Source organism: Caldibacillus thermoamylovorans, from assembly GCF_000751775.1.
In the GTDB taxonomy this organism is placed as follows: Bacteria; Bacillota; Bacilli; order Bacillales; family Caldibacillaceae; genus Caldifermentibacillus; species Caldifermentibacillus hisashii.
The window spans coordinates 1-26013 of the sequence record NZ_CCRF01000043.1; the positions used below are offsets into that span (position 1 = coordinate 1).

The window sequence follows — 26013 nt, forward strand, 5'->3', positions numbered from 1 at the left end:
ATGAAATCTCTAAGGTATCTTACCAAGTTGCAGAAATGGCAGAGCAGCTAAACTTTCTAAATCATGACTTTCGAATAAGTTAGAAAAGTAGTTTTTCATTAAAGTTATTTTTCAATCTTTTAAAAAGTAAGGAATAGGAAAAATTTTTCCATACGCATGTATTGACATCCGAAAAGAATCTCTCCATAATAAATATAAAAGTATATGGATCGGTAACGAAGGACTAGTATGCAGAACTTGATATGTTAGAGAGCGGGATTCGTGGCTGCAAAATTCCGTCATATTCAAACTGCAGAACCTGCCTTCCGAGTCTCATGGCAAAACCATGGGCGCAAATTCGCGTTAGAGAAAGAAGCGGAGTACAATATTTTTGTGCTCAATCAAGGTGGTACCGCGGAAGATAAGCTCTTTCGTCCTGAAATTTTCAGGATGATTGGGCTTTTTATTTTAAAAATTTTTAAGAGGGAATGAAAATGTCAAAAGAACGCATTGTTGTAAAAATTGGAAGCAGTTCATTAACCAATCACAAAGGTGAAATTGACCAAGATAAATTGACTGATCATGTTGATGCGATTGCAACTTTGGTGGGAGCCAATCATGAAGTCATTTTAGTGTCATCAGGTGCTGTTGCTGCAGGCTTCAAAAAATTAGGATATCCGAGTCGACCGGTTACGTTGAAAGGGAAACAAGCGGCTGCAAGTGTCGGTCAGAGCCTATTGATTCAAACATATATGGAAAAATTTAGTGAATATAATATTACTGCTGCTCAAATTTTATTAACAAGGTCAGATTTCTCCAATCGTGACCGTTATCGAAATGCCTATGCAACGATTACTGAGCTTTTAGAAAGAGGGATTGTTCCGATCATTAATGAAAACGACACGGTTTCTGTTGATGAATTAACATTCGGTGATAATGATATGTTGTCAAGTTTAGTAAGTGGATTCATTCATGCAGACAGACTGATTATTTTAACGGATATTGACGGAATTTATGATGGGAATCCGCGTACCAATCCGAATGCGAAGAAATTTTACTTTTTAGAAGGTATTCCCGAAGACATGTTGGAGAGAGCTGATTCCACAGGTTCAAAAGTGGGAACCGGCGGAATGAAGTCAAAACTCTTAGCTGCACAAACGGCTCTTTCTCTTGGTGTTTCCGTATTTATCGGTATGGGCAACGGAAAAAATAAGCTGTTGGAAATTATCGACGGAAAAGGAAATGGAACATATATCTTTAATCGCGAACATCATGCCTTGAATACAAAAAAGCAGTGGATTGCTCTTCATTCTGAGTCTTCCGGGAAAATCTATGTTGACCAAGGTGCTGTCGAAGCGATCCTTTATAATGGAAAAAGTCTTCTTGCGCCTGGTGTATTTAAAGTCACTGGTACTTTTGAGAAAGGGGATGTTGTTGAAGTCATCGGGGCGAAAGGTTTTATTGGCAAAGGTGAAGTAAGTTGTTCCTCAGCTGAACTAAAAAATTATCTTGAAGAAAAATATCGACAAGGAAAAGATAATGAGTCCTCATTGGAGGTTATTCATCGCAATAACTGGGTAAAAGCAAAAAAAGTCATATAAGAGGTTTGATAAATTTGATGAATGGGGGAAAAGAAATGGGACAGATTGCACAAAACAATGAAGTACTGTTAAAAGGGAAATTGGCAAAAACAGCCAGCTATAAAATGACCGGGATCACAAGCGAGCAAAAAAACGAAGCGCTGAAAAAAATTGCAGAACAAATATTGGTAGATCAAAATGTCATCTTATCAGCAAATAAAAGAGATTTACAATTAGGAAAAGAGAAAGGGATGTCAGATGCAATTCTTGACCGGATCATGTTAAATGAAGAACGGATAAATGGAATCGTAGAGGGAATCCAACAAGTCGTTGATTTAGCTGATCCGATTGGTGAAGTACTGGAAACGATCAAGAAAGAAAATGGTTTGTTTATTCAAAGAAAAAGGGTTCCTATCGGTGTGATTGGCATGATTTATGAGGCAAGACCAAATGTAACGATTGATGCGGCAACCCTTGCCCTAAAAACGGGAAATGCAATCATCTTGCGGGGGAGTTCCTCGGCGAAGTTTTCCAATCTGGCTTTAGTTGATTCGATTCATCGGGCCCTGGATAAGACCGCAATTCCGAAAGATGCTGTCCAATTTATTGAAGATACTTCCAGAGAAACGGCTAAAGCTTTGTTTCAATTAAATGATTATTTGGATGTGCTAATTCCAAGAGGTGGTAAAGACTTAATACAAACTGTTATAAGAGAGGCAACGGTTCCTGTCATTGAAACCGGTGCCGGAAATTGCCATATCTTTATCGAGAGAACGGCAAACTTTGAGATGGCAAAGGAAATCGTGTTAAATGCGAAATTGCAACGACCTTCCGTTTGTAATGCAGCGGAATCTTTACTGATTGATCAACATTGGTTTGACAAATATGGCGTCGAGCTTTTACAAGTGTTACACGCTCATCAAGTGGAAATTTACGGGGATGAAAAAATATGTCAGGCCTTCCCACCTGCCCGCCCGGCTACGGAGGAAGATTGGTATCAAGAATATTTAGCGTTAAAAATGAGTGCGAAATTAGTGAATAGTCTAGAAGAAGCAGTTGCCCATATTCATAAATACGGCACAAAACATTCTGAAGCGATCATTACAGAAGATGAGGACCAAGCGGCCATATTTTTACAAAATGTTGATGCCGCAGCCGTTTACCATAATGCTTCCACTCGCTTCACCGATGGATTTGAGTTTGGTTACGGAGCAGAAATCGGGATTAGTACGCAAAAGCTTCATGCCCGCGGTCCAATGGGATTAAAAGCATTAACATCCAGCAAATTTATTATCAAGGGCAAGGGACAAGTAAGAGAATAGGACAATATACAGGGGCAAGAGCAGATTGAAAAGGCAAGTCAAGGGCTCCCACCTCAAAATTCGAATGAATAAGGAAGTAGGTGGGAGAGAGACTTTCCTGATCTGGCCGATTTGGTGGACAAGGTATCATTTGTGAATGCGCTAACAATTAGGTATAATAAATTTGTAATAATCATATATTACAAGGAGGTATTTTCATGTTTGATTTAAAGGGCAAAATTGCAATTGTTACAGGTGGTGCTTCCGGAATTGGACTGGCTACTGTAAGAGCATTTTTGGAAAAAGGGGCTAAAGTTGTTTTTGCAGACTATAATGAAGAAGCAGGTCGTAAAGTTGAAAAGGATTTGAAAGATACATATGCTGATGTTGTATTTGAAAATGTGGATGTATCTGATGAAAAATCGGTAGAAAAATTAGTTTCTGGAACCGTTGAGCGCTTTGGACGATTAGATATAATGGTCAATAACGCCGGTGTTGGTATTTTAAAAGCCTCCCACGAATTATCGGATGAAGAGTATAAACGTGTGATTAGTATTAACCAAGATGGAGTATTCTACGGTTGTAAATATGCCATTCAAGAAATGTTAAAAACAGGTGGCGGAGCAATTGTGAATACGGCTTCGATTCTTGGTTCTGTCGGTGAACCGGGTGCTATGGCCTATAATGCCAGTAAAGGTGCAGTTAACTTAATGACCAAATCTCTGGCTGTTGAGTATGGAGACCGTGGTATTCGAGTGAATGCTGTTGCACCGGCCTATGTGGAAACAGGTATGGTAAATAAAGAAGCATTAGGCGATTTTTATGATAGTTTGGTAGCACGACATCCGATCGGTCGCTTAGGCAGACCTGAAGAAATAGCTCATGCAATTGTTTTCTTGTGTGAAAATGAATTTGTTACAGGTACAACTGTACTTGTGGATGGAGGATATACAGCAAAATAATTTTGCAAAATTCAGAACCGCTCTTGAGAAGAAATTCTTAAGGGCAGTTCTTTTTAAGAGAAATTTCGTGACTTTATTTCACTGGTTGAAAAAGGCAGCAGGAAAGTTGTGGACAGTTCCATTACCGGTCAAGATGTTACCGAAGAATATATTGACTTAGAATCACGCTTGAAATCGAAACAAACTGTTGAAAGCAGATTACTTTCATTCATGGAACAAGCGGAAAAAACAGAAGACTTATTAGCTATTTCCAAAGACTTGGCTAAAGTTCAGGAAGAAATAGAAACCATCAAGGGTCGAATGAACTATTTGGAAAATAAAGCTGATTTAGCAACGGTCACGATTTCAATTGAGGAAAATAAAGTTGAAGTGAAAAATTTAGGTGATAGTCAATTAAAAACATGGGAAAAAACAAAGGAGCAATTTAAGAAGAGCATCAATTTTTTAATTAGTGCGTTTTCGAGTCTATTTATTTTTCTTATTGGGTATTTACCACTCTTCTTCTTACTTGGTATTATTGCTTTCATTATAATTTTTATCATACGAAAGCGGATAAAAAGAGAAGGATAACTGCTCCATTTAATCCCCGTCTTAAACGCGGGGATAAAATTTTTTCAAATTGAACAGTTTATAAAAAGAGATTTATTTATGATAATTTGTGATATAATTAATAATGTAAAAAGTTATTTCCCTTTATAGGAAATATAAAAGGAGTGGAAAAAATGGCAAATATTGTTTTTATTTCACCGAGTAAATATGTGCAAGGAAAAGGTGCTTTAAAAAGTATAGGTACATATGCAAAAGATTTTGGTAAAAAACCTTTAATTCTCGCTGATAAAATTGTATGGGGTATAACGAAAGAAACAATCATTGGAAGCTTCAATGAAAGTGGTTTAGATTATCACTATATTGAATTTAACGGTGAAGCGTCAACAAATGAAGTGAAAAGAGTTGCAGGAATGGGTGAAGACAATGGGGTTGATGTTGTCATTGGTGTTGGCGGAGGAAAAACACTTGATACTGCAAAAGCGGTAGCGGATGAGCTGAACCAAAATATAATCATTGTACCGACAACAGCCTCAACTGATGCTCCGACCAGCAGTCTTTCCGTCATTTATTCGGATGAGGGAAGGTTCGAATCTTATCGTTTTTATAAGAAAAATCCGGATCTTGTTCTTGTCGATACTGCAGTTGTGGTTAAAGCGCCTGCTCGTTTGTTCGCTTCCGGAATAGCCGATGCGATGGCCACTTGGATTGAAGCAAGAGCAACGATAAAAAGTAATGGAGAGGCAATGTCCGGCGGCAAACCTAGCATCGCAGCCCGGGCCATTGCTGAAGCTTGTGAAAAAACATTATTTACATATGGTGAGGCTGCCTACCAAGCAGTTAAAAAAGGTATCGTTACGAGTCAAGTAGAGGCGGTGGTGGAAGCAAACACATTACTTTCCGGAATTGGTTTTGAAAGCGGGGGATTGGCAGCTGCCCACGCCATTCATAACGGGTTTACCGCATTAAAAGGTGATATTCACCATCTGACTCATGGGGAAAAAGTGGCTTACGGAACATTGACTCAATTAGTATTAGAAAACCAGTCAACTGAAGAGATTTTGAAATATATGAGATTTTATCAAAAACTTGATCTCCCTGTGACGTTAAAAGAATTACATTTGGAAAACGCGACTTATGAAGATTTATTAAAAGTGGGTGCAGGAGCTACTGCTGAAGGGGAAACAATGGGAAATCTTTCCGGTGAAATTACTCCGGAAGATGTAGCGAACGCCATCATAGCCGTAGACCAAATCAGCAAATTATTGTAGAAATCAATCATTTAAATCACTTACCAAAAGAACCGGATAAACAACCGGTTCTTTTATGTTTATTTTTCATCTGAAAAATTAAGAAAATGAGAATTGACATTGTTGTGTATTAGCCATATAATACACATGAAGATGTATTATGGGGTTAGTACAGTATAAAATTTAGATTTACATACATCGTCCATGAAAATTTACGGTGTTATAATAAATTAGGTGTATGAAATAGTTAATACATTAACAAGAACGAGTTGTATTGAAATATTGCAAAATGGTGTGCCTTTCCTGTATTAAGTGATTAATACAGATCTATATTTTACGAAAAGTGGTGCAGATGATTACACACTATGTTTATAGGAGATGGGACTGTCTATGAATGTCAAATTTAATAATCGGGATCCTGTCTACGTTCAAGTGGTTCGCTATTTTAAGGAACAAATTGCAAAAGGCTTTTTTGAACCGGGGCAGGAAATTCCGTCGAGACGTGAACTGGCTCACCGATTAAAAATTAATCCCAATACGGCACAAAGAGCGTATAAGGAAATGGAGGAACAAGGGTTGATTTTTACAGAGGGGAATTTACCAAGTCGGATTACAAAAGATGAAGGGGTTTTGAAAAAAGTGCGTAAAGAGTTGATTATGGAAGCGGTTGAAACATTTGTCCATTCCGTGCGTACAATTAATGTACCACTTGAGGAAGTTCTTTATATAGTCAAGGAATATTATGAAAAGGCTGATTATGTAAGGGGGAATACCCGTGATTGAAGTAAAAAATGTAACAAAAAAATTTGGTCGGAAAGAAGTATTAAAGGGAGTTTCCTTTACGGCTGAAAAGGGGCAAATTACATGTTTAATCGGGATTAATGGTGTAGGAAAAACAACGATTATGCAAGCAATTATGTCGTTAATCCCAATTAATAGCGGGGAAATTTTCATTGATGGAAGTAAACTTACAAAAGACAGTTATGAAAAAATCACCTTTATTCCAGATACAATAACGATGCCTCCGCAGATGCGAATAGCGGATGCTTTTGCCTTCATGGCTGATTTTTATCAAAGCTGGAATCAAAAACGGGCAGAAGAGCTGCTTGAATTTTTTAAATTAGAAGAAACAGAGAGGATTAGTGAATTATCAAAAGGAAATACCGCTAAAGTGAATATGCTGCTTGGTTTGGCTCTCGATGTTGACTATTTTTTAATGGATGAACCGTTTTCTGGGATAGATATTTTTAGTCGTGAAGAAATTGCAAATGTGTTTACCAGTCACCTAATTGAAGACAGAGGAGTTATTATTACCACCCATGAAATTAATGATATTGAACATCTGATTGATAAAGTCGTTCTGATAGACAATGGTGTAGTATTGAAAGAGTTTTATGTTGAAGAAGTCCGAGAAAATGAAGGAAAATCAGTCATTGATGTGTTGCGGGAGGTGTATGAATCATGAATCGGTATTTGAAACTTGTCAATTTTGAGTTCAATCGTTTTTTCAAATTATACATTGTTCTCGTTATCGTAACGATTATAATGCAATTTTTCGCAGTTATTTTGGAGTCAAGAGGATATATGCGAGAAGCCAAGAATGTTATTTATGGTGATATGATGTCTAAAGCCGATTTTATTAAAAATTACGAAGCGTTTACAATGCAAAGAGTCGTTCAATCCAATTGGTTTTATTGGTCGATTGCATTATGTGTCGTTGTTCTTCTAATCTATGTATTTTTTATTTGGTATCGTGATTGGCTCGGTAAAAATTCGTTTATATATCGATTGCTAATGCTTCCAACTGCAAGATTGAACCTGTACTTTGCGAAAGCGACGGCAATCCTAATATTTGTTTTTGGATTAGTTGCCCTTCAACTTCTCTTGTTCTTGATTGAAATGCAAATAATGAAATGGATTGTTCCTGCCGAATTTCGGGTGGATCTGCCTATAAAGGAATATACCGATTTTAATTATTTGTCGGTCATTCTTCCAGGTTCCTTAATAGATTTTTTACTATTTTATGGGATGGGGATTGTTGCGGTTTGCGTTACGTTTACGGCAATTTTATTTGAACGCTGCTATCGTCTGAAAGGGATTATTTTTGGTATTTCTTATGGACTCGTTTCTGTCGGATTTTTCTTGATGCCCCTTTTGATTGATACTTTTGTACTTAATTATTATTTTTTCCCGGTGGAGCTGTTTGTTATGGAAGTTATTGCCGGTATCATTGTATTAATTGGAGCAGTATGGATTGGAAATTACCTATTAAAATACAAAATCAGAGTTTGATGGGGGGCTTCTCGGATGAAGAAATATTGGAAAATCATTGTTGTTTTGATCATTACCGTCATTACGGTCGGAACTTACTATATTCGTAGCAGTTTTGCATCACGGACCGTTCCTGAATTTGAGGTAAAAAAAATAAGCGGTGATGAAAAGGAATTGCAAGATTTAGTCATTCATGGTGATTACAATGTAAATGACATTCTCTATTCATTTAAGATTTTGAACGGAAAAACGATGAATATAAACTATGATAGTATTATTAGTGAAATAGTGGAACTACCATCACAGTTTGAAAAAATAATGAAGGAACATAAGAACTTTTTGCGGCAAAAAGTGTTAAATCCGGGAAATTTTTATGAAGATAAAGCTTGGCTGGCCTATGCTGAATATGAAATAGAGAACACGTTTAGCGGTATGACAAATAAAAATGAATTTCTTATAGAAGTATTGGATAAAAAAACAAATGAAACAGTAGCCTTTGAAGTGGCCATACCGGATGGTGAAAATTATTATACGATTAACATAAATGATGTACAGTTGTTGAATGGTAAGGTAAAAGTATTGACAAATAACTTTAGCGAGGACAGTAGTGAGGAGGCACATCTTTATGTTTTTGATTTAAAAGAAAAAAAGCTCATCCGTGACGATGTCATTTTAAAAAATAGTGAAGGAGTAGAAAATGGAAACTGGACGTCATTTTCTATAAATAATGATAGCCTTTCTTTAAAGCCAAGTGAATATGCCTTATTTTTATTGCAAAGGGTTCAAGAAGAGATGAACGAAAATACAAAAGAAGTTGAAGAGAAAATATTAGCAAGTGAGTGTTATGTTTATAATTTTGAAAAGGAAGTCTTGGAAAAAATAAATCATGAGGAATTAGGAATGGTTGAAGCGGCATCATTACATAATTCGACCGTATTTTTGCAAAATCAGATCGATAATCGCCTGGAAGTGGTTCCATATGATATTGAGACTGGGACTTGGCGTGAAAAGATTTTATTTAATGTTCCTCAGACTTCCGAAAATACTGACAATGATGATTTACACGCAGAACCGTTTATTACTGTTTTGAATGGCAAAATTTATATTATTAATGCGATTGATGATGGATATTCTTTATTTATCGGTGATTTATCTACCGGACAATCTTTATATGAAGGCAAAATCGTGGCAAAGCATAAAAAGATTAATCAATATAATGATAAAACATATTTTAAATTAATAGAGCCAAAATCATAAAGTGGTGACAGGGAGGCGATTTCTAAAAACCGGGCTACATGCCCGGTTTTTATGACTCCTTAAGTGGGATTTTCCCATCTGTATCAATAAACGTTTAGTTAACATTTTTTGAACTTTGCCAATACATTTGTCGCAACCGGTATTTTTGTAATTTACCTGTTGCTGTCTTTGGCAAAGATTCAACAAAATCAACGGATTTCGGTGCTTTGAAATGGGCCATATTGTCGCGACAATAATCAATGATTTCTTGTTCGGTAACGGTTGCTCCGGGTTGAAGAACGATGATAGCTTTTGGAACTTCTCCCCATTTTTCATCGGGCACCGCAATAACAGCAACTTCCAAAACAGCAGGATGCCTGTATAATACACCTTCAACCTCTGTTGATGAAATATTTTCGCCACCGGAGATGATGATATCTTTCGCCCGGTCGCGAATTTCAATGTAACCGTCTGGATGGGTTACGGCTAAATCACCGGTATGGAACCAACCATCAACAATTGCTTCCCGTGTTTTATCCGGATCTTTATAATAACCTTCCATTACGACATTCCCGCGGGCAACAATCTCACCGAGTTCTTGACCGTCCCATGCCACTGCTTCACCATTTGGACGGATCACTTTTGTCTCACCGTTAAAGATTAATTCGATTCCTTGGCGTGCTTTTATCGTGGACTGTTCTTCCAAATTTTTGTTTTCAAACGACCTTTTCCATTCACAATATAAAATAAATGGAGATGTCTCCGTTAACCCATATACATGGATAATATCCAAGTTAAGAATATCTTGAGCTTTTTGGATTAATGCAGCAGCTGGTGGTGAACCTGCCACGGCCATTCGTGGGCTCGTTTTGATATTTATTTCTTTTGCAGCCGGGTGATTTACAAGCATGTTAAGAACAGTCGGCGCCCCGCAGAGTAAAGTTATCTTGAGCTCTTCAAATAAACGCAAAATAACAGGAGGGTCAACCTTTCGTAAACAAACATGTGTAGCTCCTGCCGCGGTAATTGCCCAAACACCTCCCCAACCATTGGCGTGAAACATCGGTAATGTATGTAAATAAACATCATCATGCCCAACATGCAAGTGGTATAAAAAATCAGCTGCGTTTAAATAATTGTTTCGATGAGTTAACATAACGCCCTTAGGCCGGGATGTAGTTCCACTTGTATAATTTATCGTTAACAATTGTCTTTCATCAATTTCCACTTTCGGTAATGGTATGTCGGGAGCGTGATTAATAAAATCCTCATAGTCGACCCCGTTTAAAGACGTTTCAAACCCATCGGTTGCGACGATAATAATTTGATCCAAAACTAATTGATCTTTAATTTTTTCAATTGCCATGGCAAATTCGGCATCAACTATAAGCATTTTCGCATCACTATGATTGATAATATATTCCATATCAGAAGAGGAAATTCGATAGTTTAAAGGAACCATTACGGCACCTAATTGGCTAATTCCGTAAAAACATTCCAGCATATAATGGGTATTCGGCAACATAACTGCAACATGATCTTTTTCCCTGATCCCGGCTTGATATAATGCTTTTGATAGTAAATCCGTCCGTTCTGAAAATTGTTTATACGTAAATTTTTTCTCGCCATCAATAACAGCAACTTTATTTGGGTAGTATTTTACAGCTCGTCTTTTCCAATCCAAAGGTGTTAATGAAGTGAACACGGGCAACAGCTCCTTAATAATGTATTGTTGATAGTTTAAGAGAATCTTTCTAAAGTGTGTTCATATAAAAAAATGTAATCGATTACAATGATTTTACTATTCTTATGCTTTTTATGTCAATAATATTAAAGCAATTATAAATACTTAAAACAAAGCTTTTCCTTAACATCTACTTATCGTTTTGTTATCATGAATGTATCATGACCAATGTCGGAATGAATTTTCCCAGAAAAGATAAATTAAAAATAAACAGATTCTACAGCATCGAGGAGTGGAACTATGGAAATTATAATAAGTCAAAACGCACTTGAATGGTTTAAGGAGTCAATGGGCTTAAAAAAAGGTGATAAAGTTAAGTTTTTTAGTAAAATTTATGGGTCGAGTCCGGTACAAAAAAACTTTGCCCTTGGTTTTACCCAGGATAATGATCCGGTTGATATGGCTGTTTACACCGAAAAGGATGGTATCGATTTTTATGTAGAAACTTCCGATGTTTGGTTTTTTGATGGACATGATCTCCATGTAAATTATGATCCGAACGATGATGAGCTTACATTTGATTATGTAAAGCCGGAATAAGCTAATCATTTTGTTCAGCCCCGAAAAAGGGCATTTTTCTATAGCACACGCCTAAAGCACAATTATTTTGAGTCGTGTTAAATGTAGGGAAAAGAAAAGGCAGATCGAGTAAGTAAAGCGATCTAGTTACCATTTGTTAAAGAGAATTTACAAAAATAATATGTTTTTTCACGAGTCTTATCTATTTTTAGCTGATAAGGCTTTTTTATTTATAATTTTATTCGGGATTAATTCATTTAAAAATCTTTGACAGAAGTGAAAAAATAAGGTATAGTGCTAATGGCGAACAATAAAATAAAATTTATTTAAGATTATTCGTATATAGAGGTGATTATTTTGCGAAAAGTATTTGATTATGAGGACATTCAACTGATTCCTGCTAAATGTATTGTAAAGAGTCGAAAAGAATGTGATACAACAATTGAATTTGGCGGACGAAGATTTCGTTTACCGGTCGTTCCTGCCAATATGCAAACAATTATTGATGAAAAAATTGCCCTATATTTAGCTGAAAAAGGGTATTTCTATATTATGCATCGCTTTAAACCGGAAAAGCGGATCGATTTTATTAAAGATATGCAGGCCCGTGGGTTATATGCATCGATTAGTGTTGGTGTAAAGAATGGAGAATATGATTTTATCCAACAGCTGGCCGATGAAAATCTCGTTCCGGAATACATTACTATTGATATTGCACACGGTCATTCGGATTCAGTGATTGACATGATTAAACATATTAAAAAATTGCTTCCGGAATCGTTTGTTATTGCCGGAAATGTCGGGACACCGGAAGCGGTAAGAGAATTGGAGCATGCCGGGGCAGATGCGACGAAAGTGGGAATTGGACCCGGGAAAGTATGTATTACGAAAATAAAAACCGGTTTTGGGACAGGTGGTTGGCAATTAGCTGCATTAAGATGGTGTGCAAAAGCCGCAACAAAACCAATCATTGCCGACGGTGGAATCCGGACACACGGCGATATTGCCAAATCGATCCGTTTCGGTGCTTCTATGGTTATGATTGGTTCGTTATTTGCCGGTCACGAAGAATCACCGGGAGAAACAAAAATCGTTGACGGTAAAATTTACAAAGAATACTTTGGTTCGGCTTCCGAGTTTCAAAAAGGGGAAAGACGGAATGTCGAGGGGAAGAAAATGTGGGTGGAATACAAAGGCCGGCTTCAAAACACACTGACGGAAATGGAAGAAGACTTGCAATCATCCATTTCTTATGCCGGTGGAAATAAATTAAGTGCTCTCCGTCAAGTTGATTATGTAATTGTCAAAAATTCAATTTTTAATGGGGATAAAATCTACTAGAGTAAAAAAAGGTTCATTACCTTTTGTAAGCAGAACAAAAAATCATATGATGTTTCTTCCCGTAAATTTAACAAAGCTCTTTTCATTAATTATGTGAAAAGAGCTTTTCGTTTCATCGTTGCTTAATTTTGTCTCGAACTTGCTTTCATCCTTAAATGTATCATTTTCCATTAGTACAGTTTCGTTCAGTAAATTCCTGCGGCTAATGCATCTTCAACCGTCACATAAGTCAATCCTAAATCACGGGCAACTGCCTCATAAGTAACTTTCCCGTTTAATACATTGACAGCTGATTTGATGGCTTCACTTTCGGTAATTGCCTTCACGAGCCCTTTATTGGCAATTTCTACAGCATATGGGATCGTGACATTTGTCAGTCCAATCGTCGAAGTTCGCGGAACAGCGCCAGGAATGTTAGAAACCGCATAGTGGATTACACCATGTTTGACAAAGATTGGGTCATCATGCGTTGTCGGATGATCAACCGTTTCAAAATTGCCGCCTTGGTCAATTGCGACATCCACAATCACTGAACCCGGTTGCATTGTTTTTACCATTTCTTCTGTGACAAGTTTTGGTGCTTTTGCTCCCGGAATCAAGACGGAACCAATCACCAAATCAGAATCCTTTACCGCATCGGCAATATTGTACGAGTTAGATATCAATGTTTGAATACGTGTACCGAATATTTCTTCCAGCTGACGGAGCCGATTTGAATTTAAATCGACAATGGTTACATTAGCACCGAAGCCAAGCGCGATTTTTGCCGCATTTGTACCAACAACTCCCCCACCGATAATGGTTACTTTGCCACGTTTCACACCAGGTATGCCGCTTAGGAGAATCCCTTTACCACCCTCGGATTTTTCTAAATATTGGGCACCGATTTGTACAGCCATTCGACCGGCTACTTCACTCATCGGTGTCAATAATGGTAGTGTTTTATTGACTGATAATGTCTCATAAGCGATTGCTGTCACTTTATTTTCTATCAGTGCTCTGGCTAGTTGAGATTCATTTGCCAAGTGAAGGTAGGTAAAAATGATTAATCCCGGTCGAAAATATGGATACTCTGACGGGAGCGGCTCCTTTACTTTCAATATCATTTGTGCCTTTTCCCAAACTTCCGAGGCGCTATTTATAATTTTTGCACCGGCCTGTTCATATTCTGCATTTGAAAACGAACTGCCTTCCCCTGCATTTTTTTCAATAAGTACTGTGTGTCCTGCACCAATCAATTGGATGACTCCTGATGGTGTAATTGCGACACGATTTTCATTATTTTTAATCTCTTTTGGTACCCCAATAATCATTTTTAACATCCCCCTATTTAAAATGAGAAATATAGTTTTATCGTATATCTTTTACTTCTGAATGACAACTTAAAACATCGGGATATTCGTAATAAAACTTTCGTAAAAAACTACAATTTATTTCACATTTTATCATTTACAAGTGAAAAAAAAGGGAGTAATATATCATCTGTTACCTTGTTTAAGTCGCTGAAACAATATTGTACGGGGGAACCAACGATGGATTTTATATATAAATCCAAGGGGTGAATCCTTTAGGTAGGGATATTCAATGTCCCGAATCCGCCAGCTAACCTCGTAAGCGTTATTGAAAGGGAAGGTGAAATTTTGAATGAAAATATTTGTGTCTACAAATTCTTGACCGGAGAACTGTAGGCATTTTTTGTTTTCTGTAAAAAAATACTAGTGAACAGCCTGAAGACAAGTTTTTATTTTCTAGATGCGGTCGCAAGCAACTAGCAAACTTCGCAAAGCGGGGGCCATACGCTTTTCTTTATCAAATTTGGTAAGGAAAACCAGCTTTGTTTTGTTTCGAAATGGAAAGTCTAAGTTTACAGATTATTTACTTATAGAAGGTGAAAACTTTGGTAACTGCATTAAAGAGATTGCTTATTGGCAGACCATTAAAATCAACCGAATTAGGTGAACAAAAATTATCCAAAACAAAAGCATTGGCGATTTTATCCTCAGATGCACTTTCTTCCGTCGCCTATGGTCCGGAACAAATTTTGATTGTTTTGGTGACGTTAGGGGCGGCAGCTCTTTGGTACTCACTCCCAATTGCGGTTGGAATTCTAATTTTATTAATCGCACTAATTTTATCTTATCGGCAAATTATTTATGCGTATCCCCGCGGCGGTGGAGCATATATGGTTTCGAGGGTAAATCTCGGTGCAGACTTTGGATTAATTGCCGGTGGTTCCCTATTGGTCGACTATATTTTAACGGTTGCTGTCAGTGTGTCAGCGGGGGCGGATGCGATAACTTCTGCATTTCCAATTTTACACGATCATAAAGTCGCAATTGCTGTCGCCTTTGTCTTACTTATTACTTTATTAAACCTCCGGGGAATTACGGAGTCTGCATCGATACTGGCTTATCCGGTCTATTTATTTGTATTTGCTTTAATTATTATGATCGGTGTTGGACTTTTTAATATTAGCTCAGGTGTGGTCCCTGCAGAAAACCATACATCGATTGGGACACCGGTGGCAGGTATTTCTCTATTTTTATTACTAAAGGCATTTGCTTCAGGAAGTTCAGCTTTAACCGGTGTTGAGGCAATTTCCAATGCGATTCCTAATTTCCGGGATCCGGCTCCGAAAAATGCTGCAAAAACACTAGTTTCAATGGGACTGATTCTTGCTGTTCTTTTTTCTGGGATTACTTTCTTGGCCTATTATTACGGAATTACACCCAGTGCAAGAGAAACCGTTGTTTCGCAGATTGCTTCTCAAACATTTGGTCGAAACTGGATGTATTATTTTATTCAAGGGACAACAGCTTTAATTCTTGTGTTTGCAGCAAATACCGGATACTCAGCTTTTCCACTTTTAGCCGTTAATCTTGCCAGGGATAAGTATTTGCCACGAATGCTTTCAAATCGGGGCGACAGACTTGTGTTTTCTAATGGTATCGTTACTTTAGGTGTAGCAGCCATTATACTGATTTTAATTTTTAAAGGAAATACGGAACATCTTATTCCGTTGTATGCGGTCGGTGTATTTATTCCGTTTACGTTGGCCCAAACAGGGATGATGTTGAAATGGTTACGGGAAAAGCCGGCAAACTGGGTAACAAAATTCATTATCAATACGATTGGTACATTCATTTGCTTTATCGTAACAATGATGTTTTTTATAACGAAATTAACTCAAGTATGGCCGGTGTTTATTTTCTTGCCAATTATTATTATCCTTTTTCATCAAATTCGAAAACACTATGAAGCTGTCGGTGAGCAACTGCGAATTCAAGAAGCAGCTTCTGCCTTACCGATACAAGGTAATATCATTGTTTTACCTGTTTCCGGTATTACGACTGTTGTAGAAAATTCACTAAATTATGCAAAGTCTTTATCACCCGACCAAATTATCGCTGTCTATGTTGGATTTGACCGAGAAAATATTATTAAGCTTGAGGAAAAATGGAAAAAAGTACATCCGGATATAAGAATTGTGACGTTATATTCTTACTATCGTAGTATAATTGGTCCACTTTCCAAATTTATTGATTTTGTTAATAAAAAGGCAAATGAGAATCATTATAATGTGACGGTCATTATTCCGCAATTTATCCCAAAAAAAGGGTGGCATTACTTTTTGCATAACCAATCAAGTTTGATGATTCGTGAATTTTTATTATTGCGTAAAAATGTTGTTGTCAGCACTGTACCATTCCACTTAAAAAAATAATATAACGAAGGAATTAAAAAGGCTGTCTCCACTAAGAGGGACAGTCTTTTTTTCAGTATAAAAAATCTTGAACAATTTTTTTGTTAGCTTCGAAAGCGGAGTTCGCGCATTTCAAGGAATCCTACATCAAAGTTTCCTTGATGGTTGAAGGCTTCCGTATCGTATTTTAAAATCCACACATATCCTAATATAATTGTCCATTTCCGTATTTAAGAAATCCCATATGATAATGTAGCTTGAAAAATAATGGAGGTGTGAATGTGTCAGCTCACATTTATCATTTATGCAATCGATATCGGGGAAAAGCGGTTCATATTAAAACACGTGATGGGAGTGTGCACAGAGGAATTATAGTAGATGTTAACCCGCGAAAAGTATATATTCGACCTCTTGGCGGACCAAGAAATTTCGGCGGCTTTGGTTACGGATATTATGGTTGGGGCTATGGCTTTACCTATGGACTTGCACTGGGAGCTATTGTATCGTTAGCAATCCTTCCGTTTTTCTTTTGGTAACAATGAAGAAAAATTCATTTTTGTTAAAACCTCGATAAACAGTCGAGGTTTTTTATACTTAATGAAAAAATTTAAGCACAGTTGCGAACTCGATGTAGTATAAGCTCAACTATTGCACTGCTCTACCTTAATCGTCGAGTCTTCTTTAAATATGATTCACCGGAGAAAAACTTTTCTTTTGCTTTCAGAAATATTGGATTTATTTTGATGGCAATCATAGGATATTCTAAACGTTAAAAAAGGGGTGTAGATGATTTGCCTATCCAAAAAGCAACGATTCAGCAGACGAAAGAAATATTGAAATGTGCTTTGGACGTGATGGATGAAGCGACAGTTGGCAATGTTGTTCCAAGTTGGCAGAAAGCGAAAGAATTAATTTGGCCATTTTTAAATAATGGCGGGTTCTATCTCGTTTATATGGAAAATAATACGATTCAAGGTTGGATTGGAATTGGTACAAATTATGATTTTTACACGGACCAGGTAATAGGTATTATACCAGAATTATATGTTTTACCTCCTTTCCGTAAAAAAGGCATTGCCAAACAATTATGTGAAGAAGCATGCCGGCAGTTGAATAAAATGGGCTATGACAGAATTCAATTGAATGTATTCGAAGGCAATCATGCAAAACAATTATACCGAAAACTCGGATTTCGTGACATTTATACAACGATGGAGTTAAAAGGGAAAATTTGATGTTCATTACATTTGGCTGATATGAGGAGGTCTCATATGACTGTTATTCCTACTGATCAATGGTTGTTAAACGGATATGAACAGCCATTAACACTTTGTGAAAAATTAAAATCACATTTTGGAGGGGCAGCATCTGAAGAAATATACGAATATTTAACATGGCACGGCATGTATAGAAAACCTTCAACAAATATAAAAAAAGCAATAAATAAATGGCAAAAGCATAATATTTGGAAGCTGGTACAGACGGAAGCGACAAAACTGCAAAAGTTGTGGAACGGTCCGGATATCCCCATTTTTATTTTTCCATCAGAAATGAGTAATCCGAAGATCATGCGTGATCAAAATGGAAAATCAGGATTAGCTTTTAAAGATAAATTATTTCTTTTTTTGTCCGACCAAAATAGCGATAATGAAATCAGAGCATTGTTGGTCCATGAATATAACCATGTCTGCCGGCTGGCAAAGAATGGTAAGCAGGAAGAAAATTATGTATTGTTGGATTCCATTATTTTGGAAGGTCTTGCGGAAAATGCAGTAAGAGAACTGGTTGGTGAAGAATATCTTGCTAAATGGACATCCTATTATACAGAAGGACAGTTGAATCAAATGTGGAAAAAAATCATTTATCCAAACAGAAATATCCCAAAAAGCCATCCAAAACATCAAGAATTTCTTTACGGTTTCCGTTTGCTCCCGAAAATGCTCGGTTATTGTGTTGGATACTATTTAGTAAAAAATTATTTGGAGGAGCATGAGCGAACGTCTAGCGATTTATTCCCACTTGATTCGGCAACCATTGCAAATGTAAAATAAATTTATCCTTTCATACGGAGGAGTGGTTCACTTAAGAGGTACAAAAGAGTAAATAACACGAAAAATTGCAGTACTTATGAAAGTATGATTTTTAAGCAAAAACACTTTCGATTACAATTTAGGGCTTGGAAAAATTTTATTCCTAGCCTCTATTTTTTTATAGATTTTTCTTCTATCAAAGTACTAGTTTGGTTAAAGGTATCACAAGTAGAATTAATTGCCGGCAAATGTAAAAATTTTAAAAGGTTTTTTTCGTTATGGTACAATAATTTATATGATACATAAAAAATTCGGTGGTTAGGTGAGAACAGATCAAGTAGAGCTTAAAAATTTCTTACTAAGTCGAATTTGTATTTTTGCTGGAAATTTATACATTAACCAGGACAGAGATAATTATGTAGTATTCACCAATGATAACGGAATCGCGAACTACACTAAGTATAAACTCCATAAAGAATACTATGAACATAGGAGCATATAAAAATGATTCTAATGATAATAACAGTGATTATTTCTGTAGCATGCGGAACCTTTGAGTACATCAACGCAATCTCAAAATCATTATGGATATAGTACTAAACCATACGTCAACAGAGCATGAGTGGTTCAAAAAATCCGCCTCATCTCGAAACAATCCATATCGTGATTATTATATTTGGAAAGTTCCGGTGGACGGAAAAGAACCGAATAATTGGCAGTCAAAATTTGGTGGCTCGGCATGGCAATTTGATGAAAAAACCGGTCAATATTATTTTAGTGAAATTAATGCGGAAAAATCGATACAGGACCCGGACTCGATTTTTTATCATTATCAAAAATTAATTCGGTTGCGGAAGACTTATGATATTATTAGTAATGGAGATTATCGGTTATTAATTGAGGATGACCCAAATGTTTTTGCTTACATGCAAAATTGGAAAAATGAACATTTGTTGGTTATTAGTAATTTTTATGGAAATATGGTCGATGTGTCACTTCCGGTTGAAGTTGTGAAAAATCCAACTATTATCATATCCAATTACAGAGACTCTCAAACTACTTAGGGCGAGCTTCGATTAAGACCTTATGAATCCATCGTTTATTACTGGAAATCGTGATAAAGTAGTAATGATCAATCTATTTTGATATAAGCTTTCAGAACTAATCAGGATTCATTCGTTTTAATTTGTTTGCGATGTTCAAAATGTCGAGTTTTTTTAAATGTTGTATAAAATTTTCCGTAAAAACCTTTTGGTGGGAATTATTCAGTTGGGGATGTCTGATAAAAGGTCTATTATTAATTCAAATACCGTGTACAGTTTATTCATGTTAGAATGAAAGAGAGAGAAAGGATGATGGCAGTGAAACGGGAAATCCGACTAATCGCTTTAGATATGGATGGAACATTGTTAAATCATAATCAAGAAATAACGGAGGAAAATAAAAAGGCAATTAAAAGAGCAAAAGAATCTGATATTCAAATTGTTATTAGTACCGGGAGACCTTTTCAGCAAATTGAAAGATATATGGATGAACTGAATTTAAGTTCATTTTCTGTTACAATCAATGGAAGTGAAATTTGGGAGGGTCGCGGGAAGCTGATTGAGCAGCATTTATTTAGGAAAGAACAAATTGAACGGTTATGGAAATTGGCAAACATACATAATTTAACTTACTGGGCAATTACGGAAGGGGAAATATTTCATAACAATATTCCCCATCATGTGGATCTCAGTAAATATAAGTGGTTAAAATTCGGCTTTGACATTCATGATACAAACTTAAGAAATATGATTATAGAAGAATTAAGGAAGGATGATTTGGAAGTTACCAATTCCAGTCCGACTAACTTGGAAATCAACCCTCTTGGTATTAATAAAGGGGCAGCTTTGGAAAAAGTGTGTGATAGGCTAGGGTTTACGATGGATCATGTGATGGCTGTTGGTGACAGCTTGAATGATATTTCTATGATTAAGAAAGCAGGTTTTGGGGTTGCCATGGGTAATGCACAAGATACCGTGAAAAACGCAGCCGATTGGACCACAGCAACAAATGAAGAAAACGGTGTTGCAAAAGCGATTTATGAGGTATTGGGAAGCTGTTAATTCAATATGGAAGTAGATTTTTAAAACCCACAGTTTTTTGTGGGTTTATTTGCATTTAATGATCCTAGGTTAATTGACTCCGGAAATGAAGAGGAAAAAGGATGGGAGATCTCGACTTTCTCATTGAATGAAGTTCCACTTTTAAAAATGATAATGGCCGCCACCATTTGTAAGTCTCCTTAATATACTAGTAAAAAAAGAAGCTAATTTATTGACGTTCTACCAAACCTTTTTCCACACTTTTTTGAAACCATTATTAATGGAGGGAAGTTTATATGTTTACGTACTATGATGTGGTCATTATTCCCTTAATTTTAGGAGTCGTAGAAGTGTTTAAACGATTAGGAATGCCATCTAAGTTTTCACCACTCGTTTCCCTTGTTCTTGGGATTTTATTTGGTATTTTTTATTTGTCGGCTCCTTTGAAAGAAGGGATTCTTGTTGGCATCATGCTCGGGTTATCTGCAAGTGGGTTATACAGTGGGACAAAAAATTTAAAGGAAAAAGAAAAAAAAGAGGAGAACGATTGTTAAGATTTTCATTGACGCACTCGTCGACCTGTAGAATATTAGGAATTGCCCCTAGAAATTCAACAGTAGAAGGATATTATTTAACAGTAGGGATACACAAATCATCAGTACTTCCCTGGTATTCAACAGTAAAAGAGGATAAATCAACAGTAAAAGGGCTCAGATTCAACAGTCGAAGCCCGAAATTTAACAATAAAAAACCGAAATTCAACAGTAGGGATACTCAATTCACCAGTCCCCTCTTGGTATTCAGCAATAAAAAAAATCAACAGGAAACCTTTCAAGTTTACAAAACCGGTTTTTGGTGTTAACTGGATAATTAAATGGTATTATGTTAAAAGAACATATTGATTTATATTGGAAAGGTGTCTTTAATGGAGGAACGGAAAACGGAATTCACAAAAAAATATGAGGATAACAACAGTCAAGGAAGCAAATCAAACCAAGAATCGACGTTCTACCCGTTTCCTGCGGGAGCGACAAAAAGAAAGATTCACAAAACAAACTTGGCTGATACAAAAACAACCATTGATTTAGTAAAAAATAGTGAAAAAGATGCATATTATTTTCGGGCACTTGAAAAAAGAGGGATAAAGTTAAATCAATCACAACTTGAGGCTGTTCGGCATTTCACTGGCCCCGCACTTGTCTTAGCCGGTGCCGGTAGCGGAAAAACACGGTTATTAACATCACGTGTAGGATATTTAATCGCTTATCATCAAGTTGCTCCAAGCCAAATTCTGTTACTCACATTTACTAAAAAAGCAGCCGACGAAATGAAGGAAAGACTTTCCACATTACCGGGACTTTCCTGGCAGATGGTGAGACATATTTTAACGGGAACCTACCATTCAATATTTTTACAAATATTACGCGGACAGGGGGATCGCCGGCAAATCCTCAGCAATGAAAAACATAAACATACGATACTAAAAATAATCATGAAGGAAATGAACCTTTCAGATGCATATGAACCGGAAACACTTGTAGCCCTTTTATCTCATTATAAAAATAAAATGTTGCAAGTTAGTGATCTGCCTGAAAAGTCACCAGTCGACAAAGAAATAAAATCGATTTTGCAAACTTACGAACAAAGGAAACGAGAAAACAATTATATGGATTTTGACGACATCCTCCTTGACGCCTACCATTTGATGAAGAATCATCCGGGTCTATTACATACACTTCAAGGGCGCTTTCAATTTATTTTATGTGATGAATGGCAAGATACGAATCCGATTCAGTATGAACTGATAAAAATGTTAGCAGCCCCCCAAAATAACCTTTTTGTGGTGGGAGACGATGACCAGACGATCTTTGAATTTAATGGGGCAGATTCATCCATCATTTTAAATTTCAGTAAAAACTTTCAAGAAACGAAAACATATTATTTAAATGTTAATTACCGGTCCACAACAAGCATCGTTGGATTAGCAAATACGATTATTTCATTTAATAAAAATCGTTATGAAAAAAAGTTGGACGCAACAATGGAAAGTGAATTAGATCCATCTTTTATTCGTCCAAGTACAGCGGATGAGGAAGCAACGATAATCATTGAAAATATTTTATCAGCAGTTCATCGAGGGCAGAGGAATTTTAAAGATTTTGCGATACTATATCGAAATAACAGTAACAACCGGGCGATTTTTGATGAACTTGTTTTACGTGGCATACCTTTCGTCACTTTCGGGTCTTCCTATACGTTTTATGAACATGGCCTCATTAAACCGGTCCTTGATCATTTGCGGCTGGCTATTGATGGGCGTAATTTGGACGCAGTTAAAGGAATTTTACCGACGCTGTATCTTAATCGCGAAAAGACTGGATTATTTATAGAGGAAAGAGATTTATTTCATCCGGCAAAAAATTTATTAATCCATGCATTAGAAATCCCGCATCTCAAAGAGTTTCAAAAGAAACAAATCAGGCAGCGGATTCAGTTAATCGAAAAAATAAACCAGAAAAAACCAATGAAAGCCGTTAGGGCAATCAGGCAAGTTTACGACAAATATATGGAAACGGATGAACGAAAACATGTGACTACCCATAAAGAGATCATGCGTGAGATGCTTGCTGAACTCGAATCATCTGCTCGACGTTTTGAAACGGTTTCGGAGTTTTTATGTTTTGTCGATATTATTATTGAACGTAATAAGGAGATGGAAAAATTAAGAAAAGATCCGGAAGCAAATGTCGTGAAATTGATGACGATTCATAAAGCAAAAGGTTTGGAATTTCCGGTTGTTTATTTGCTTGGAGCCTCAGACACGATTTTACCTCATAAATCAGCTATTGAAGCAAATGTGAGAGAAGATATGATTTTTAATGAGAGGAAGAAAAGTGATCCGGCTATTGAAGAAGAACGAAGACTTGTTTATGTGGCAGTTACCAGGGCAAAAGAAGAATTATATATTAGTTCACCGGCTGAGTATCGGGGAGAAAAATTGAAAGTTTCCCGATTCCTTTTAGAAGCATTCACCGACCCGGAAGCCGAACGGGATCAATCGGTTTGGGGACAAACACGATCAAACTCAAAACAACAAAAAGGAGAAAAACGGCTGGTAGAATCTATCTTAGTCTGGGACTGTAAAAATCCTAAATGTAATGCCTGGATGCGGATTGATTCTTATGAAGATTCCCTTTTGGAAGAAAAGTCATGTCCACTTTGTAACGAAAAAATGGAGCAAAGTATTAAGGATATATATCGCTAAATTTTCAAGAACGTTGTCTTATTGTCTTAGAAACCATGAATTCAGGAGGAATTTTTTTCCCCTGCTATTAATCTGATATAACCTTCCTAAAAAGCTGTATTACCGCTTTTGGGGAGGTTATAACCATTCCTAAGCCAGAGTGTATCCGATTTCAAATTCCTTTTATGCATAACTTATTTGATTCCGCCCATTATTTTTTGAACGATACAAACATTTATCGGCTTTTCCTGTCGAATGTGTCAGGTCATTAATGTTCTCGATTGGGCACACACCAAAAGACAGGGTGAGATCGATCTTTTCATTTGTGTCTTCCAGATAAAAAGACGTTTTCCTAACTTTATCTTGAAAAGCCGTTACGATTGATTGAATATCTTTCTTTTTTTCCATCTCAATAAAAAATATAAACTCTTCACCGCCATATCTGCAAATGAGTATATTTGCTCCGGTTATTTGGGCTGCCAAGTTTTTGAACACATCTGTCAACTGTTTCAGGATGCCATCTCCATTCAAATGACCATATGTATCATTAATATGCTTGAAATAGTCGATATCAGCCATGACAATATAATTTTCATAGTTGGAGAAAAATGATTTTTAACATATGTCATGATTAGCACCCAAAAAGGTTTTAAGGAAAGATTTGCACCAAATATAGTACTAACAATTTTTATCAAGACACAATATATTGTCATTTGAGCGTAAATGTTTTTGAAAAATGGGCTTTTTGGGTGATAACCATTAGGTGAAAAAATCCAGTAAGAATTAAATTTTTTACCTTGACTTTTATGAAAAAGAGGGTTAAATTATATTTTGTACTAAATGACTGAATCGTTCATTTGGTCAATCAGGGTGGTGATTGTTGGTGAAAGTGGATCGAAAAAAGCAGATTGTTGATGCAGCGGGGAAATCATTCGCACTATTCGGTTATAAAGCAACTTCGATGGAACAAATTGCGAAACTGGCAAATGTCGGGAAAGGTACCATTTATACATTTTTTAATAATAAAGAGGATCTGCTCCATTATATTATGGAAGACTTAATTAATGAAATGCGGGTAGCTGCGGAAGAAACATTTGAAGCAGGTCTGTCCTTTCATGAAAATGTTCATCGTGCCATCTATAAAATGTTGGAATACCGTCTCAAGCATCAATTGGCAATAAAATTATTTGAAGAAGCCAAGTTTGGCACACCTGAAGTTGTTGAAGCGTTGAACAATTTTGAAGAGGCGATCATTAATTACATTACCAATATTTTAAAACAAGCGATAGAAGCTGGAGACATTCGCCCATGCAATCCAAGAATAACCGCATTTGCTATTCTAAAAGTTTACGTTGCATTGATTTTTGATTGGGAAAAAAATAATCCTTCCTTGTCGAAAGAAGAACTTGCTGAACTTCTGGATCTTTACATTTTCCAAGGCATATCTGCCAATCATTAAAAGGTAGATTTCATGTATGGGAGAAAATTAGGGTTGTCATAATCATGATGATCCTATCATTTATTCATAACTTGACCAAATGACTGTTTCGGTCAATTAGTAGTAAGAGGAGGTAATTTCCTTGAATGGCATAAAATTATTTGGAAAAGAAATCCAACAAATACTCAAGGATAAAAAAGTTTTGATTCCAATCATTGCAATTCTTTTCGTACCGCTTATTTACGGCGGGATGTTTATTTGGTCTTTTAAAGATCCTTATGCACAAATGAGTGAGCTTCCTGTCGCAGTTGTTAATTTGGATAAAGGCGCCACAATGGATGGAAAAGAAATGCATATTGGTAAAAACCTGGTAGATAACTTAAAAGATAATGATTCCTTTGATTTCCAAATTGTTTCAAAGAAGAAAGCAATGGATGGTCTTGATGATCTGACTTATTATATGATCATCGAAATTCCTGAAGATTTCTCGGAAAATGCAACAACTTTATTGGATGAATCTCCAAAAAAACTTCAGCTGAAATTTATGCCAAATGACAGCTATAATTTTCTTGCCAGCCAAATTGGTGAAACGGCTGTATTAAAAATTCGTGATTCAGTTTCCGCTGAAGTTTCAAAAACATATGCTGAAACAATGTTTGATACCGCAATGAAAATGGCGGATGGTTTCCAATCTGCCAGTGACGGGACAGGGAAACTGAATGAAGGTGCTAATGATTTAAATGAAGGAGCAAAGACGCTAAAGGATAATTTGCAAACTTTAGCAG

Annotated in this window: 24 protein-coding genes, 2 pseudogenes and 1 riboswitch; of the genes and pseudogenes, 23 read left to right on the top strand and 3 right to left on the bottom strand. The window is 36.4% G+C overall.

What is annotated here, in order from left to right; translation table 11 throughout:
• Positions 1 to 261 precede the first annotated feature (261 nt).
• The 10 genes and pseudogenes from BT1A1_RS06435 to BT1A1_RS06480 all read left to right on the top strand — a co-directional run bounded on the left by BT1A1_RS06435 (position 262) and on the right by BT1A1_RS06480 (position 9146).
• Positions 262 to 471: a hypothetical protein gene (locus BT1A1_RS06435; RefSeq protein ID WP_034769292.1), complete on the top strand. Its 210-nt coding sequence runs from the start codon at positions 262 to 264 to the stop codon at positions 469 to 471.
• 2 nt (positions 472 to 473) lie between these two features.
• On the top strand, positions 474 to 1580 hold the full coding sequence (gene proB, locus BT1A1_RS06440; protein ID WP_034769293.1) for a glutamate 5-kinase: 1107 nt from the start codon (positions 474 to 476) through the stop codon (positions 1578 to 1580).
• A 35-nt stretch (positions 1581 to 1615) separates the two neighbouring features.
• Positions 1616 to 2881 (top strand): glutamate-5-semialdehyde dehydrogenase, encoded by a 1266-nt coding sequence (locus tag BT1A1_RS06445; protein WP_034769294.1) that lies wholly within the window; start codon positions 1616 to 1618, stop codon positions 2879 to 2881.
• A gap of 197 nt (positions 2882 to 3078) precedes the next feature.
• Positions 3079 to 3822 (top strand): SDR family NAD(P)-dependent oxidoreductase, encoded by a 744-nt coding sequence (locus tag BT1A1_RS06450; protein ID WP_034769295.1) that lies wholly within the window; start codon positions 3079 to 3081, stop codon positions 3820 to 3822.
• A gap of 69 nt (positions 3823 to 3891) precedes the next feature.
• Positions 3892 to 4392, top strand: a pseudogene (locus BT1A1_RS06455) (DUF4349 domain-containing protein); the annotation flags it as partial.
• A 152-nt stretch (positions 4393 to 4544) separates the two neighbouring features.
• Positions 4545 to 5639, top strand: coding sequence for a glycerol dehydrogenase (locus BT1A1_RS06460; RefSeq protein WP_034769297.1), 1095 nt, complete (start codon positions 4545 to 4547; stop codon positions 5637 to 5639).
• Between the two features lie 369 nt (positions 5640 to 6008).
• On the top strand, positions 6009 to 6401 hold the full coding sequence (locus BT1A1_RS06465; RefSeq protein WP_034769298.1) for a GntR family transcriptional regulator: 393 nt from the start codon (positions 6009 to 6011) through the stop codon (positions 6399 to 6401).
• Positions 6394 to 7083, top strand: coding sequence for an ABC transporter ATP-binding protein (locus BT1A1_RS06470; protein WP_034769299.1), 690 nt, complete (start codon positions 6394 to 6396; stop codon positions 7081 to 7083). The genes BT1A1_RS06465 and BT1A1_RS06470 overlap by 8 nt, the downstream gene beginning before the upstream one ends.
• The gene (locus BT1A1_RS06475) at positions 7080 to 7910 is read left to right on the top strand and encodes a hypothetical protein (RefSeq protein WP_034769300.1); all 831 of its coding nucleotides are present in this window, start codon (positions 7080 to 7082) and stop codon (positions 7908 to 7910) included. Before BT1A1_RS06470 ends, BT1A1_RS06475 begins: the two co-directional genes overlap by 4 nt.
• A 15-nt stretch (positions 7911 to 7925) precedes the next feature.
• The gene (locus BT1A1_RS06480; RefSeq protein ID WP_034769301.1) at positions 7926 to 9146 is read left to right on the top strand and encodes a hypothetical protein; all 1221 of its coding nucleotides are present in this window, start codon (positions 7926 to 7928) and stop codon (positions 9144 to 9146) included.
• A 94-nt stretch (positions 9147 to 9240) separates the two neighbouring features.
• Here the strand turns inward: BT1A1_RS06480 and BT1A1_RS06485 are convergent, their stop codons facing one another.
• Complete coding sequence (locus BT1A1_RS06485) at positions 9241 to 10830, bottom strand: long-chain-fatty-acid--CoA ligase (RefSeq protein ID WP_034769307.1); 1590 nt, start codon at positions 10828 to 10830, stop codon at positions 9241 to 9243.
• Positions 10831 to 11109: 279 nt separating this feature from the next.
• Here BT1A1_RS06485 and BT1A1_RS06490 point away from each other — a divergent pair, with 279 nt between their 5' ends.
• Both BT1A1_RS06490 and guaC read left to right on the top strand, forming a co-directional pair.
• Entirely contained in the window at positions 11110 to 11409 is a 300-nt protein-coding gene (locus BT1A1_RS06490) for a HesB/YadR/YfhF family protein (protein ID WP_034769313.1), read from the top strand.
• Between the two features lie 336 nt (positions 11410 to 11745).
• On the top strand, positions 11746 to 12729 hold the full coding sequence (guaC, locus tag BT1A1_RS06495) for a GMP reductase (protein ID WP_034769319.1): 984 nt from the start codon (positions 11746 to 11748) through the stop codon (positions 12727 to 12729).
• A 185-nt stretch (positions 12730 to 12914) separates the two neighbouring features.
• On the opposite strand, the gene ald is transcribed toward guaC, so the two are convergent.
• Positions 12915 to 14042 carry an alanine dehydrogenase gene (gene ald / locus BT1A1_RS06500; RefSeq protein ID WP_034769321.1) on the bottom strand — a complete coding sequence of 376 codons (1128 nt, stop codon included), beginning with the start codon at positions 14040 to 14042 and terminating at the stop codon, positions 12915 to 12917.
• A gap of 177 nt (positions 14043 to 14219) precedes the next feature.
• A riboswitch (cyclic di-AMP (ydaO/yuaA leader) is annotated at positions 14220 to 14361 on the top strand.
• A 265-nt stretch (positions 14362 to 14626) separates the two neighbouring features.
• Between ald and BT1A1_RS06505 the strand changes: the two genes are divergently transcribed.
• The 9 genes and pseudogenes from BT1A1_RS06505 (at position 14627) to BT1A1_RS06540 (ending at position 23811) form a co-directional block, all read left to right on the top strand.
• Positions 14627 to 16453, top strand: a complete 1827-nt coding sequence (locus BT1A1_RS06505; RefSeq protein ID WP_034769323.1) for an APC family permease — start codon at positions 14627 to 14629, stop codon at positions 16451 to 16453.
• Between the two features lie 260 nt (positions 16454 to 16713).
• Positions 16714 to 16968, top strand: a complete 255-nt coding sequence (locus tag BT1A1_RS06510; RefSeq protein WP_034769325.1) for a hypothetical protein — start codon at positions 16714 to 16716, stop codon at positions 16966 to 16968.
• A 255-nt stretch (positions 16969 to 17223) separates the two neighbouring features.
• On the top strand, positions 17224 to 17667 hold the full coding sequence (locus BT1A1_RS06515; RefSeq protein WP_034769327.1) for a GNAT family N-acetyltransferase: 444 nt from the start codon (positions 17224 to 17226) through the stop codon (positions 17665 to 17667).
• Positions 17668 to 17703: 36 nt separating this feature from the next.
• A complete protein-coding gene (locus BT1A1_RS06520; RefSeq protein ID WP_034769328.1) occupies positions 17704 to 18483 on the top strand; it encodes a DUF2268 domain-containing putative Zn-dependent protease in 780 nt (259 codons plus the stop codon).
• A gap of 539 nt (positions 18484 to 19022) precedes the next feature.
• Positions 19023 to 19235: pseudogene (locus tag BT1A1_RS19645) on the top strand (alpha-amylase family glycosyl hydrolase); the annotation flags it as partial.
• A gap of 75 nt (positions 19236 to 19310) precedes the next feature.
• Positions 19311 to 19526 (top strand): alpha-glucosidase C-terminal domain-containing protein, encoded by a 216-nt coding sequence (locus BT1A1_RS19650; protein WP_419468899.1) that lies wholly within the window; start codon positions 19311 to 19313, stop codon positions 19524 to 19526.
• A 291-nt stretch (positions 19527 to 19817) separates the two neighbouring features.
• Positions 19818 to 20567 carry a Cof-type HAD-IIB family hydrolase gene (locus BT1A1_RS06530; protein ID WP_034769336.1) on the top strand — a complete coding sequence of 250 codons (750 nt, stop codon included), beginning with the start codon at positions 19818 to 19820 and terminating at the stop codon, positions 20565 to 20567.
• A gap of 275 nt (positions 20568 to 20842) precedes the next feature.
• On the top strand, positions 20843 to 21100 hold the full coding sequence (locus tag BT1A1_RS06535; protein ID WP_034769331.1) for a hypothetical protein: 258 nt from the start codon (positions 20843 to 20845) through the stop codon (positions 21098 to 21100).
• Positions 21101 to 21471: 371 nt separating this feature from the next.
• Complete coding sequence (locus tag BT1A1_RS06540; protein WP_051989043.1) at positions 21472 to 23811, top strand: UvrD-helicase domain-containing protein; 2340 nt, start codon at positions 21472 to 21474, stop codon at positions 23809 to 23811.
• Between the two features lie 162 nt (positions 23812 to 23973).
• Here the strand turns inward: BT1A1_RS06540 and BT1A1_RS06545 are convergent, their stop codons facing one another.
• A complete protein-coding gene (locus BT1A1_RS06545; RefSeq protein ID WP_269147489.1) occupies positions 23974 to 24375 on the bottom strand; it encodes a GGDEF domain-containing protein in 402 nt (133 codons plus the stop codon).
• A gap of 298 nt (positions 24376 to 24673) precedes the next feature.
• Here BT1A1_RS06545 and BT1A1_RS06550 point away from each other — a divergent pair, with 298 nt between their 5' ends.
• Positions 24674 to 25249, top strand: a complete 576-nt coding sequence (locus BT1A1_RS06550) for a TetR/AcrR family transcriptional regulator (protein WP_197057083.1) — start codon at positions 24674 to 24676, stop codon at positions 25247 to 25249.
• 121 nt (positions 25250 to 25370) lie between these two features.
• Positions 25371 to 26013: YhgE/Pip family protein (locus BT1A1_RS06555; RefSeq protein ID WP_034769332.1), on the top strand; the 643-nt coding region annotated here is incomplete at its 3' end.